This window comes from Pararhizobium sp., from assembly GCF_035497515.1.
Classification (GTDB): Bacteria; Pseudomonadota; Alphaproteobacteria; order Rhizobiales; family Rhizobiaceae; genus Pararhizobium.
Genome location: NZ_DATJDJ010000033.1, coordinates 21,969 through 34,948 on the forward strand (window position 1 = coordinate 21,969; position 12,980 = coordinate 34,948).

The 12,980-nt window shown below is 61.5% G+C and carries 7 protein-coding genes; 1 reads left to right on the forward strand and 6 read right to left on the reverse strand.

Features of this window, described 5'->3' with window-relative positions:
* Positions 1–107 precede the first annotated feature (107 nt).
* Positions 108–3,578 (reverse strand): ATP-binding protein, encoded by a 3,471-nt coding sequence (locus VL202_RS02910; protein ID WP_325462674.1) that lies wholly within the window; start codon positions 3,576–3,578, stop codon positions 108–110.
* The gene (locus VL202_RS02915; RefSeq protein ID WP_325462675.1) at positions 3,578–4,855 is read right to left on the reverse strand and encodes an exonuclease SbcCD subunit D; all 1,278 of its coding nucleotides are present in this window, start codon (positions 4,853–4,855) and stop codon (positions 3,578–3,580) included. The genes VL202_RS02910 and VL202_RS02915 overlap by 1 nt, the downstream gene beginning before the upstream one ends.
* 206 nt (positions 4,856–5,061) lie before the next feature.
* Here VL202_RS02915 and VL202_RS02920 point away from each other — a divergent pair, with 206 nt between their 5' ends.
* Positions 5,062–5,529 carry a MarR family winged helix-turn-helix transcriptional regulator gene (locus tag VL202_RS02920; protein ID WP_325462676.1) on the forward strand — a complete coding sequence of 156 codons (468 nt, stop codon included), beginning with the start codon at positions 5,062–5,064 and terminating at the stop codon, positions 5,527–5,529.
* A gap of 74 nt (positions 5,530–5,603) precedes the next feature.
* On the opposite strand, the gene VL202_RS02925 is transcribed toward VL202_RS02920, so the two are convergent.
* The 4 genes from VL202_RS02925 to clpX form a co-directional block, all read right to left on the reverse strand.
* Positions 5,604–7,796, reverse strand: a complete 2,193-nt coding sequence (locus VL202_RS02925) for an esterase-like activity of phytase family protein (RefSeq protein WP_325462677.1) — start codon at positions 7,794–7,796, stop codon at positions 5,604–5,606.
* Between the two features lie 223 nt (positions 7,797–8,019).
* Entirely contained in the window at positions 8,020–8,292 is a 273-nt protein-coding gene (gene hupB, locus VL202_RS02930; protein WP_307229150.1) for a DNA-binding protein HupB, read from the reverse strand.
* 230 nt (positions 8,293–8,522) lie between these two features.
* A complete protein-coding gene (gene lon, locus VL202_RS02935; RefSeq protein WP_325462678.1) occupies positions 8,523–10,940 on the reverse strand; it encodes an endopeptidase La in 2,418 nt (805 codons plus the stop codon).
* Between the two features lie 463 nt (positions 10,941–11,403).
* Entirely contained in the window at positions 11,404–12,681 is a 1,278-nt protein-coding gene (clpX, locus tag VL202_RS02940) for an ATP-dependent Clp protease ATP-binding subunit ClpX (RefSeq protein ID WP_325462679.1), read from the reverse strand.
* Between the last annotated feature and the right edge of the window lie 299 nt (positions 12,682–12,980).

A 12,980-nucleotide genomic window follows, 5' to 3' on the forward strand; every position in this document is an offset into this window, starting at 1 on the left:
AATTCCTTAAATCGGAATCGATTTAAGGATAAAATCATGCAGCAAATTTCAAGTGTTACAGCGACCTTTGCGCGTCATATTTGACGCGCGGCGCTGTAGCGCAACGGTCAAAGCGTATGGATCGTCACGTCCGGACAGGCTTTGCGGGCGATGTCGCAGAGATGCTGGTGATGGGTCAGGTAGATCACCTGCCCCACCCGTGCCATGTCCGCCATCAGCGAGAAGGCATGCCCGGCCCGGCCGTCGTCGAAGGTCTCCATGATGTCGTCGGCGATGAACGGCAGCGATTCGCGCGTGGCGGCGATCTCGTGATAGCCGGCCATCCGCAGCGCCAGATAAAGCTGGAAGCGCGTGCCCTTCGACAGGTCGCGCGCCAGCTTCGAGCCACCAGCGGCCGCATTGGCGATCAAAAACTCCTCGCCCTTCTCCGCTTGCGTCGCCAAGCCATTGTACTCGCCGCCACTGATGACGCTGAACGCCGTCGATGCGCGGCGCATCATGGCGCTGCGGTGACGCTCTCGATAGAGCCGAAGTGCCGTTTCGCCGGCGAGAATGCCCATGCGCAGCCTGAGATAGGCGGTGGCCCGCTCCTCGATCTCCGCCAGCACCGTGCGCCGTTTCTCGTCGATATGGGCCACCGCATCGCTGCCGCCGATGGCCGCCATGGATTTCTCGGCATCGCGGCGCTCGCCGTTGAGTTCATCCACATCCTTGTCCGCCTGCTCCAGCCGCGTTTGCAGCGCCGCCATGTCCAGCTTCAGGCCATCCGCATCAACGGCGCTCAACAGCATTTCCGCCTCGTCGGCCCGCCCGACGCCAAGGCGCGTTGCGAGATCCGCCTCCGTCTCGGCGATGCGTTCCCGCAGGCGTTCGCGCGCCTTCGCCATCTCCAGATGAGAGGAGACGTCCATCAGCGTGGCGCATTCGAACAGGTCGAGCATGCCGCGCTTCTGTGCGTCATGGCGCTCGCGCGTTTCCATCAGGGTCCGGCTTTCCGACAGGCGTGCCTCGTTCTCCTGCGACAAGCGCAGGAACAAAGCCTCTTGCCGTTCGGCCGCGGCGAAACGCTCGCGGATCGCCTGAAACGTCGCCAGCGGATCGTCACCCGATGGCATGGCAAGCCGTGCGGCAAGCACGCCGACCGTCTGTGCGAACGCCACCTGATCCTTGCGCATGCCTTCAATGCGATGATCGAGATCAGCCTGGCGCTGGATCAGTTTGTCGAGGTCCTGCAGGGCCGCCAGAACCGGGATGATTTCCTGCGGCGAAACCGCCCGGCCATCACGCCCTGTCAGCCAGGTGCCGCTGACGGCCTCCTCCCAGCGCCTGATCCAGTCCGCGATATCGGCCTCGGCGGAGGTCCACGCGGCGGTTCTTGCCCGCAACGCCTTTTCCGCCCGCTCCACCGCCTCAAGCGCCGCAGCATGGGCGCGATGGCTCGATTGCAAATCGTCGACGATGCGACCGGCAAAGGTTACCGCATCCTCGAGCCGCACCGGGATGGCGTCCGTCACGCCTCTCTCCTTCAGCGCGCGCGTCAGACGCTCCAGTGCCTTCTCCTCATCCGCCACGGCAAGCCGCATCTCCTGCCGAGCGGCACGAAGCTGCGCGCGGGCTTCCAGCGCCGTAACGCGCTTAGCAAGCCAGGCGACCAACTGATTGAGCTTTGTCTCCTGCGAAAGTCCGCAACGCTCGGCCGCCGCCGAAATCTCGCTTCGGAGCCCGGCAATCTGTGCCATGGCCGCCTCATTCTGCCCGCGAAGCGCCGACAGCCGACCGTTGCGCTCGGCGACGGAAAGCGACAGCCCCCGCGCCTGTGCAAGGTCCTGCGATCGCGCCAGTCGCAGGGCCGTCGCCTCGTCGTCCTTTTGCAGCGCCGTCTCGAAAGCCCGCGCGGTCTCGCCATCCAGCTTGCCGGCATGGGCCTGCCAGGCGCGGTCGCGCTCCTGCCGGAGCGTCAGGGCGGCATCATCGGCGGCAAAACCGCCGGTGCGCGTCAGCTCTTCCAGCCTGGCTTCTTCCGCGGCAACCAGCGCTGCTTCGTCGGCGATCCGGTCGTCGAGCCGTTTTACCTGTTCCGTCAGGTTCGACCGCCGCGTCGTCCATTCGGAAATCTCGGCATCATCGGGAACAGAGAGCGCGGCCAGATGGTCGGCATCCGCTGCAAACGGCGCCAATGCCGCCAGCTTGTCGGCAAGTTGATCATTCAGCACGACAAGCTGCCGGTTCGCCGCCTGCTGGCGCAGCAGGCAATCATCCTGCCGCAACTGCTGCAGCACATTGGCCAGCAGCGTCGGATCGGCCAGGCCGTCGGCAATTGCCAAGGCGCCCCGCGCGCGCAAGGCCTCGGTGCTCTCTTCCTCGGCGCGCACCTTTTCCTGGGCGGCAGCCTGCAACCGCTCCTTCAGCGCGGAATGGTTCTGCGCCAGATCCTGCAGACGTCCGGCCACCGCCGCCGGCAGCAGAAGCGTTGCGGCATCCGAAATATCAGCGCGATCGAGGCGGCCCAGACGTGCGGCGATATCGGCGGCAATCTTGGCGCGGTCGTCGAGGCGCGTCGGCATGTCGCGCGCTGCCGTCCTGTAACGGGCTTCAAGCTCGGAACGTTCGAGGTCGCCGATATCGCCGAGGATGCCGATCGCCGCGCTGTCCCGCTCGATGCCGGCAAGCTCCGTCGCCCGGCGCTCGATATCAGCATCCAACTGTCCCAGCCGGGCTGCGATATCCGTTTCGTCGCGTATCAATTGCGGCAGCTGGGCGTACCAGGCGGCCGGCGGCTCCGGCAGGTCGGCGAAGGCGGCAAGCTCCGAGCGCAAGCCGCGCAGCCTCGCCATAAGCGGCAGGCCATCGATGCGGGTGCGCGCCTGATCGAAGGAGACGCGGAGTTCCGCGCGTGTCTTCACGGCCGCTTCGTGCCGTTGCGCGGCTGCATCCCGCGTCTTGCGCAGGCTGGCGAATTCGCGGGCGTTGACATCGATCGCCGCCTTTTCATCCTTCAACGCGTCCAGCTCGGCCTTCAGTTCGGCCAGTCGATGCTTGCGGCCCTGCGGTTTGTAGAAGGAATCCGCCTTCGCCTTGAGGCCTGACAGGATGGCGCTGCTGTCCGGCAGGCCGGAACTCGCTGAAAACAGCAGCGCGCCGAGTTCGCCCTCGCTCTTCAGGATACTTTCGCCGCCTTTCTCGATACTGTCGTCGTCGAGCGAAAACATCATCTGGTAAGTGGTCCGGTCGATCGATCCGAGTGCGGCGGAAAACAGATTGTCCGGCAGCGGCTGATCATCGGCATCCAGCAGCGAATTCTGGTTGCGCTTCACGCGGGAGACCGTGTGCACCCTGCCGCCGGTCTCGATCATGCCGCCGACGCGCATCGTCGTGTAGGGATGGAGAAATCCGTAGCTGCTCAGTCGTTCGATGCCGAACAGCAGATCGAGGAACGCCGAGAACAGCGTCGATTTGCCCGCCTCGTTCGGCCCGTAGACGAGATGGAAATCCGGGCTTCCCAAGCGCGGTTCGCCGAAATCCAGGCTGCGGCCGGTGAACTTGCCATAACGAACGAGGTCGAGACGGTTGAGGCGCATCAGCGATCCGCCTCCGTATCGCCGCCATGCAGGTAGGCGAGGACGTCGTCGCTGCCGGTGAGCGCCATCGATTCCGCCAGCGCGGCAGCGGCCTGTTCGTCGCGGGCGAGGCTGTCGCGCAAGTCGCGCGGCAACTGCTGTAGCAGTTCGTCGAGGATGCCGGACGCCTCCTGGCGAAAGGCATGGGACGACAGGACGTCGGAGCGGATGAGGCTTGCCAATTCCTCGACGGGATCGGGGCCGGACAGGGAAGCGCTGGCTTCAATGCCACGGCAATCGATCTCGATCTTTTCGATCCAGCATCCCTTGAGACCGGCGGCGAGATTGCCGAGTTCGGCGAACAGGAAATCGGGATCGCGACGAAGCTTCCATGCCAGCGATGTCGCCCCGGTCAGTGTCAGCCGCACGATGAGATGATCCGCGGTCGCGGCGTCTCGCAGGGCGGACACGCCATGCCCCACGGCCTCAAGCATCTGGCGCCAGTCCTCGACGCCGGCGAGATCGATGCTCAGGCGCTCGAACACCGCCTGACCGATCGCATGCTCGACATGGGCAAGCACACCGTCATCACCCACGGTGACCAGCGTGACCGTCTTCGGGCCGGCCTCATTGATGTCGCGCCCCTGCGGCATGCCCGGCATGACGATCAGCGGGGTTTCGGAATGCACCTGGCGAAGATGGACATGGCCGAGCGCCCAATAGTCGAAACCGTGCCCGGCCAGATCGGCAACGCCGGTCGGCGCGTAGGGATCGTGGCCCGGCGTGCCGGCGAGGCTCGTATGCAGCATGCCGATATTGATCGCGTCAGTGACCGGTGCCTGAAAGGATGGCAGCAGACTGTCGGGCGCGTGCGGATTGGCAAAGCTGATGCCGTGGACATGCACCGCGCGTCCATCCCCCAGCATCTTGGCGAGCACGGATTTTGCCCGGCCGGAAAAGACATGGACATTGTCCGGAAAGGTAAGCTCGCGCGTCATCGTCGACTGGGAATCGTGATTGCCGCGAATGAGGAAGACCCGGATGCCGGCCGCCTCCAGACGGCGCATCTCGCTCGCGAGAAAAAGCGCGGTATTCATCGAGGTCTGCGAACCGTCATAGAGATCGCCGGCCACCAGCAGCGCATCGACATTTTCGGTTATGCAGAGATCGACGATCCGTGTCAGCGCCGTTCGGGTCGCGCCGCGCACCAGTTCGGCAAGCTCGGGATTTTTCAACGCGAGACTGCGCAAGGGGGAATCGAGATGGAGATCGGCGGTGTGGACAAAGCGGAACGGCATGTCCGACAATGGCCCGCGCTCACCGTCCGCGTCAATGCCGGCGAGGCCCTGCCCCCATCTCTATTCCCCTATGTCTATCCCATGTTTTGCTGCGCGGAATTTCGCAGTTTGGAATATTACATCAGAACAGATGCCGTCGGCACTTGACAATGACAGCGCCAACAACGCCATTTGACAGCGAAGCTCATAATATCCATATAAAACCCATGAAATCCACATTCGAAGTCTCGGACAAGCTCTTTGAACTCTATCACCGTGTTCACCGCCTCATCAACGAGTCGATGACCGAGGAAGGCGTGTCCCTGGCGCGCAGCAAGTTTCTGTTTTTCCTCAGCAAACTCGGCCCCTGTCGATCGACCGATATTGCCGGCGCGCTGAATTTCGCACCGCGCACGGTCACCGAAGCCATCGACGGGCTGGAGCGCGACAAGCTGGTCATGCGCAAGCCTGATCCGGAAGACCGCCGCGCCAAGATCGTCTCGATCACCGATGTCGGCCGCGTCGTCCTGGAAGCGGCTGAACATCCCCGCAAACAGTTGATCGAGGAAATCTTCTCGGCGCTGGACGACCGGCAGCTGGATCAGATGCACGAGATCGTCAGCCGTCTGGTGGCCAAGGCCGAAGAGATCCGCAAGCGCAAGGAAGACGGCGTGGAAGACGCCGCCGCCGAATAGGCCGCTCTCAAATTCCAAAATAGAAAAGGCCGGACATCATGTTCCGGCCTTTTCCGTTATCGGTGATCGTTCGCTTACATCGCGTTCATCGTACCGATCGGGAAGAACAGCGTTTCACCCGAGGAATCATCGACGCCGTCATTGTCGGTGACGACATAGCCATTGCCGGCGGCATCGACCGTGAAGCCTTCGACCTTGTCGACAACGTAGCCGCCGAGCGCCTTGAGGTCAGGCAGCAGATCGCGGACCTCTTCCTTCTTGACGACAGGCAGTTCGCCGCCAAGCTTGGCGGGCTTCAGGTCGGAGAGAGCGACGCGGTAGATCTTCTTCAGCTTGGCGGCCTGACCGATCAGGTTGTCGCGCTCGATGATATAGGCATAATCGCCGCTTGCCGTGATTTCGGAAAGGCCGACCCAGCCAGCTTCCGTCTTCTCGAGTGGATAGCGCACGGCGCCCCACTCTTTCGACGAAGGCTTGTAGGAGACGAGCTTCACAAAGCCCTTCTCGTCATCGCCCCATTCACGCTGCATGGCCATCCAGAGCACCTGCTCATCGCCTTCGCCCACACTGGTGATGCCCTCGAAGCCGAAGCGTTTTTCGCCGGCGCGCAGTTCGGCCGGGATGGCGATTTCCTTCTGGATCTCGCCCTTCTCGTTCACGTGGATGATGGCATGGGAATAGAGCTTGTCCGCATCGCCCTCGTTGGCAAGCCAGAAACCGCCTTCGCCGTCCGGCGTCAGGCCTTCGCTGTCGAGTTTCTGTGCGGCGGCGCCGTTGCGCGTGATGCGCAGGGCGTCAACGATCTTTGCCGGCTTCTGGTTGGCGTCGATCGTGAAGATCGTCGGCTGCGAGGCGTAGAAGCTATCGTTGACGGCATAGAGCATGCCGGCCTGGTCCTTGACCGGAGCCAGCCCCGAAAGCGCGCCAAAGCCGATCAGTTCGCCGTCCTTCTCGGTGGAGACGATCTGCGGATAAGCAGCTTCACCCTCCGCACGCTCATAGATCATGACATGCGAACGTGCGCCGCCGTCTTCTACGAGGTCGGTTTCGTTGGCGGTCACGAAGAGGTTGCGGCCCGGAATGGCCACGGCGCCCTCCGGACCGAGACCCGACGGCAGAAGCTGCAGAAGCTGCGGCTCGGCACCGGTATCCTTGTAGACGCCGACGATCGAAGCGCGCTCGGCCAGCACGAAGAACAGGTTGTCATCACCGAACTTGGCGGCTTCCAGACCTTCAGGCTCGACGCCCTTCTTGTTGCGCTTGTCGGGATAGTGACCGATCTTCGCAATCGCGCGCTCGAAGCCGGCGCCATTCTCGTAAAGCACCTTGCCGGTCTTGTCGAAGATGGTGAAGCCGCGTGTCCCGCCCTTCCAGTCGCCTTCGTTGGCGACGACGAGGCGGTTGTCATCCAGCCACTTCACGGCGTCCGGCTCGCGAGCCACGTCCTTCAGTTCGCCGGTGAACGTCAATGCGCCGTCCTTCTTGGTATCGATGCCTTCGAGGCTGACGCTGCCGGCGGAAAAATGGGACTTCACCGCGCCGGTCTTGCCGTCGATGATGACGATCGTGTTGTTTTCCTGCAGCGTCAGGGCAATTTCGTCGAGGCTGTTGAAGGACACGAACTCCGGCTCCGGATCGTCACCGGCAACGTCGGCGAGGCCGGTCAGCGTGACATGCTTGATCGAACCGCAATCGACGACGCCATCCTTCAGCGACAGAAGCACGAGATCGCCGGCCGGCATCTGCGGGATGTCGCCGTCATTGACCTCCTCGTCACGCTCGTTCTCGATGGCGATGGCGGCGATCGTCTTGTCCTTGTTGAGCGCAATCGAGTCCGGCTGGCCGCCGAGATCGCAGGTCGTATCGACGGTCTTCGAGGCCAGATCGACCTGGGCGAGGATACCCGACGGCTTGACGAAACTTTCACGCGTGTTGACCGCGACAAGGGCCTTGCCCGCGGCGATCGTGACCGAGGTGGGCTCACCGTTAAAGGAAACCGCGCCGCCGGCCTTCGGGGCCTTGGGATCGGTGATGTCGACCAGGCCGATCGCCTTGCTCGGGCTGTCGGAATAGACGAGCATGTTGCCGTCTTCGGTCGCGGCAATGATTTCAGCCGATGTCGTGGTCTTCTTGTCGGCGTCGGCCGGCAGGTTGTCGGCAACGGCGAAGGATGCAACGCGGTTGAAGACCGGCTCGGCCAAAACGCTGGTGGCGGTGGACGCGGCGAGCACGGCTGCAAGCGCCGCGGTCAATGACAATGTTTTCATGGGAAACCCCTCCTGATGAACAGAATACGAGGGGGTTTTGACCATGCAATGTAACACCCGCATGACAGGCACGGCATATTAGAAGAGGGCTGCAGCTTGGACATTATCCGTGCCGCCGGAATGGCCAAACGAAAAGAGGCCCGGGACGGACCCGGGCCTCCAATTCAACCTGCTATCGAACCGACGGCGTCTCCGCCCCGGTGCTGCAGATGAAACATGAAACTTAGTTCACGGCGTCCTTCAGACCCTTGCCGGCCGAGAATTTCGGCACGTTGCGGGCCGGAATGTCGACTTCCGCACCGGTGGACGGGTTGCGGCCCTTGGATGCTTCGCGGCGGCTAACCGAGAAATTGCCGAAGCCGACGAGACGAATGTCGCCGCCATTCTTCAGTTCTGCCTGGATGACGTCGAAGAGTGCATCAACTGCAGAAGATGCATCAGTCTTCGAGAGTCCGGCCTTCTCGGCAACTGCGGACACGAGCTCATTCTTGTTCATGTTTCCACCCCTTTCAATACTGGTTCGAAACGACTCAATTTTCAAGCCGGGGGCAGCATACGCAAGACCCTCGCCTTGGCAAACCCAATCGCTCCGAATCCCCCAGAATGCAAGGCTTTGAGGGGCGTTTTACATAAAAAAGACCGGCAAAAATGCCGGTCTTCCACTGTTTCCGTTGCAAATCAGTGCACCCTTCGGGGGACGCACTGATTGGCAGTCAGGTCAAGCGCTTAATGCGCGATCGTCGCCCCAGCGTCGTCGGCATCGACCGAAGTGACCGGAGCCGGGTGCTTGGACGGGTCCCATTCGATCGCCACCGGCACCCGCGTCAAGGCGTGTTTGAGCACTTCACCGATATGCGAGACCGGAATGATCTCCATGTTGTTCTTCACGTTGTCCGGAATATCCGCCAGATCCTTGGCGTTCTCTTCCGGGATCAGCACCTTCTTGATGCCGCCGCGAAGCGCTGCAAGCAGCTTTTCCTTGAGACCGCCGATCGGCAGAACGCGGCCGCGCAGGGTGATCTCGCCGGTCATCGCGACATTCTTGTCGACTTCGATGCCGGTCATGATCGACACGATCGCCGTTGCCATGGCAACGCCGGCCGAGGGCCCATCCTTCGGTGTCGCGCCTTCCGGCACGTGCACGTGGATGTCGCTCTTGTCGAACAGCGGCGGCTCGATGCCGAAGTCGATCGCCCGCGAGCGGACATAGGATGCCGCCGCCGAAATCGATTCCTTCATCACGTCGCGCAGGTTGCCGGTGACCGTCATGCGGCCCTTGCCCGGCATCATCACACCTTCGATGGTCAAAAGCTCGCCACCGACTTCCGTCCAGGCAAGACCGGTGACGACACCGACCTGGTCGGTGCGTTCAGCCTCGCCATGGCGATAGCGCGGAACACCAAGATAGTCGTTGATGTTCTCGGCAGTCACCTCAACCTTATCGGTGCGACCCTTCAGGATTTCCGTGACGGCCTTGCGGGCAACCTTCATCAGTTCGCGCTCAAGACTACGCACACCGGCTTCGCGGGTGTAGGTCTGGATGATCGCCGACAAGGCTCCGTCAGTGATCGAGAACTCCTTCGGCTGAAGCGCATGGTCGGCAATCGCCTTCGGCAACAGGTGCCGCTTGGCGATTTCCAGCTTTTCCTCTTCGGTATAGCCGGCGATCCGGATCACTTCCATGCGGTCCATCAGGGGTGCCGGAATGTTCAGCGTGTTCGCCGTGGTGATGAACATCACGTTCGACAGGTCGTATTCCACTTCGAGATAGTGGTCCATGAAGGTCGAGTTCTGTTCCGGATCCAGCACCTCGAGCAGAGCCGAGGACGGGTCGCCACGGAAATCCTGGCCCATCTTGTCGATCTCGTCGAGCAGGAAGAGCGGGTTGGACTTCTTCGCCTTCTTCATCGACTGGATGACCTTGCCGGGCATCGAGCCGATATAGGTGCGGCGGTGACCGCGGATCTCGGCCTCGTCGCGAACGCCGCCAAGCGCCATGCGGATATATTCGCGGCCGGTCGCCTTGGCGATCGACTTGGCAAGCGACGTCTTGCCGACGCCCGGAGGACCGACGAGGCACAGGATCGGCCCCTTGATCTTCTGCGAACGCGCCTGCACGGCCAGATATTCGATGATCCGTTCCTTGACCTTGTCCAGGCCGAAGTGATCGAGTTCCAGCACCTTTTCGGCATGGTTGAGGTCGGTCTTGACCTTGGATTTCTTGCTCCACGGAATGCCAAGCAGCCAATCCAGATAATTGCGTACGACGGTGGCTTCCGCCGACATCGGGCTCATCTGCCGCAGCTTCTTGACTTCCGCATCGGCCTTTTCACGGGCTTCCTTGGAGAGCTTGGTCTTGGCGATGCGATCTTCCAGTTCGGCCATCTCATCGCGGCCTTCCTCGCCGTCGCCGAGCTCCTTCTGGATCGCCTTCATCTGCTCGTTCAGGTAATATTCGCGCTGGGTCTTCTCCATCTGGCGCTTGACACGCGAGCGGATGCGCTTTTCCACCTGCAGAACCGAGATTTCGCCTTCCATGAAGCCAAGCGCCTTTTCAAGGCGCAGCTTGACGCTGGTCGTCTCAAGCATTTCCTGCTTTTCGACGATCTTGATGGAGAGGTGCGAGGCAACCGTATCGGCGAGCTTCGAATAATCCTCGATCTGGCTGGCGGCGCCGACAACTTCCGGCGAAATCTTCTTGTTGAGCTTCACATAGCTTTCGAACTCGGAAACCACGGAGCGGCTGAGCGCTTCGATCTCGACCGGATCATCTTCCGGTTCGGCCAGCGGATGCGCCATGGCCTCGTAGAATTCCTCGCGGTGCGTATAGCCGTCGATCTCGGCGCGCGCACGACCTTCGACCAGAACCTTGACGGTACCGTCCGGCAGCTTCAGCAGTTGGAGCACGTTGGCGATCGTGCCGATCTGGTAGATCGCGGATGACTCCGGATCATCGTCACTGGCGTTGATCTGGGTCGCAAGCATGATCTGCTTGTCGGTGCCCATGACTTCTTCCAGCGCGCGAATCGATTTTTCACGGCCGACAAAAAGGGGCACGATCATGTGCGGGAAAACCACGATGTCGCGCAGTGGCAGCACCGGATAAGTCGCACTCTCGATTGCCGGAGACGTTTTGCTCGTCATGTCATTTCCTTTCCGTCCCGTTTCCGGGCGCGTTACCCGAAGCGTTCAAGGGCGCTTCCGGTCCTCATTCTTTCCACTGTCAGGTGGAGTGTGTGACGTCTGTTTTCAACCCTTTGCCGACTACCGAACCGGGAGGAAGGCGTAGTCGGATATTAAACGGCATCTGACTGGCGCGGACCTTGCCGCAAAACTCAACACGCACACGTCGTATCAGCGTCAACCGACACAGAATCACCGCATAATCGCGTTCTTGCCCTGGCTTGGCAATCGCGGATTCTACGCATGGCCGACGCGCGGACAATTCGCGCTGCCGAGCAACCGCGGCATGGGAACCATGCGGCAGGCGCATAGTTCCCGCGACCGGCCGAAGGACGGGCGCGCCCCGGACTTGTGTCATACTGGAAGCCTGCGCCACAAAAAAGGCCCGCGCATGGCGGGCCTCGATTGTATCCGGTCACTGCGATCAGGCCGAAACGTTGGCTTTCTCTTCCGAGCGCTCCGAGTAGATGTAGAGCGGACGGGCGGAACCCTTGACCACCTCGTCGGAGATGACCACTTCGCGCACGCCTTCCAGCGTCGGCAGTTCGAACATCGTGTCGAGCAGGATCTTCTCCATGATCGACCGCAGGCCACGGGCGCCGGTCTTGCGGATGATGGCGCGCTTGGCGATTTCGCTCAGCGCATCCTCGTGGAAGGTCAGTTCCACATCTTCCATCTCGAACAGGCGCTGGTACTGCTTGATCAGCGCGTTCTTCGGCTCCGACAGGATCTGGATCAGCGCCGGCTCGTCGAGATCCTCAAGCGTCGCCAGAACGGGCAGACGGCCGATGAATTCCGGAATGAGACCGAACTTGACCAGATCTTCCGGCTCCAGTTCGCGCAGGACTTCGCCGACGCGGCGATCTTCCGGCGACTTGACGGAGGCACCGAAGCCGATCGAGGTCTTTTCGCCGCGGGCCGAGATGATCTTGTCGAGACCGGCGAACGCACCGCCGCAGATGAACAGGATGTTGGTCGTGTCCACCTGCAGGAATTCCTGCTGCGGATGCTTGCGGCCGCCCTGCGGCGGAACCGAAGCGACGGTGCCTTCCATGATCTTCAGAAGCGCCTGCTGTACGCCCTCGCCTGAAACGTCCCTCGTGATCGAGGGATTGTCGGACTTGCGCGAAATCTTGTCGACTTCGTCGATATAGACGATGCCGCGCTGGGCGCGCTCGACATTGTAGTCGGCCGCCTGCAGGAGCTTCAGGATGATGTTCTCGACGTCCTCGCCGACATAGCCGGCTTCGGTCAGCGTCGTGGCATCCGCCATGGTGAAGGGCACATCGATGATGCGCGCCAGCGTCTGCGCCAGATAGGTCTTGCCGCAACCGGTCGGACCGACGAGCATGATGTTGGATTTCGCCAACTCGACGTCGGTCCCCTTGGCGGCATGAGCCAGGCGCTTGTAATGATTGTGGACCGCGACCGACAGGATACGCTTGGCCTGCTGCTGGCCGATGACGTATTCGTCGAGGACCTTGATGATCTCCTGGGGCGTGGGCACGCCATCGCGGGACTTCACCATCGAGGTCTTGTTCTCTTCGCGGATGATGTCCATGCAGAGTTCGACGCATTCATCGCAGATGAACACCGTCGGTCCGGCAATCAGCTTGCGGACCTCGTGCTGGCTCTTTCCGCAGAAGGAGCAGTATAGGGTATTCTTGCTGTCACCGCCGTTGCTACCGCTGACCTTGCTCATATCACTTTTCCTTCCAGCACGCCGAACACCCTCGACAAGGTGAAACGGACTACTCAACCCGCCCCGCGATCCTTTCCAGCGTTATGCGAAAAGATGCAGCGCTTTTGGGAGTACGAACCGGCCTCAAACACCCATGTTTGACGTCCGGCAGCAACGAATCTCCCACCGAATACCGAATGCTAGGACTTCAAACTTCAACATAGCATTAACGGTCGATATTAACGTCTTTGGTCTGCGGATAAAGCCCCATGACGATTACATTTGTGTCACAAATGCACCTATCCGCACACAAAAGCTTG

Excerpts from the sequence above, each read along its gene's own strand:
- VL202_RS02920 (WP_325462676.1), top strand. The coding sequence starts at position 5,062 with ATGAAATCCACATTCGAAGTCTCGGACAAGCTCTTTGAACTCTATCAC.
- VL202_RS02910 (WP_325462674.1), bottom strand. The coding sequence starts at position 3,578 with ATGCGCCTCAACCGTCTCGACCTCGTTCGTTATGGCAAGTTCACCGGC.
- VL202_RS02925 (WP_325462677.1), bottom strand. The coding sequence starts at position 7,796 with ATGAAAACATTGTCATTGACCGCGGCGCTTGCAGCCGTGCTCGCCGCG.
- hupB (WP_307229150.1), bottom strand. The coding sequence starts at position 8,292 with ATGAACAAGAATGAGCTCGTGTCCGCAGTTGCCGAGAAGGCCGGACTC.
- lon (WP_325462678.1), bottom strand. The coding sequence starts at position 10,940 with ATGACGAGCAAAACGTCTCCGGCAATCGAGAGTGCGACTTATCCGGTG.
- clpX (WP_325462679.1), bottom strand. The coding sequence starts at position 12,681 with ATGAGCAAGGTCAGCGGTAGCAACGGCGGTGACAGCAAGAATACCCTA.
- VL202_RS02915 (WP_325462675.1), bottom strand. The coding sequence starts at position 4,855 with ATGCCGTTCCGCTTTGTCCACACCGCCGATCTCCATCTCGATTCCCCC.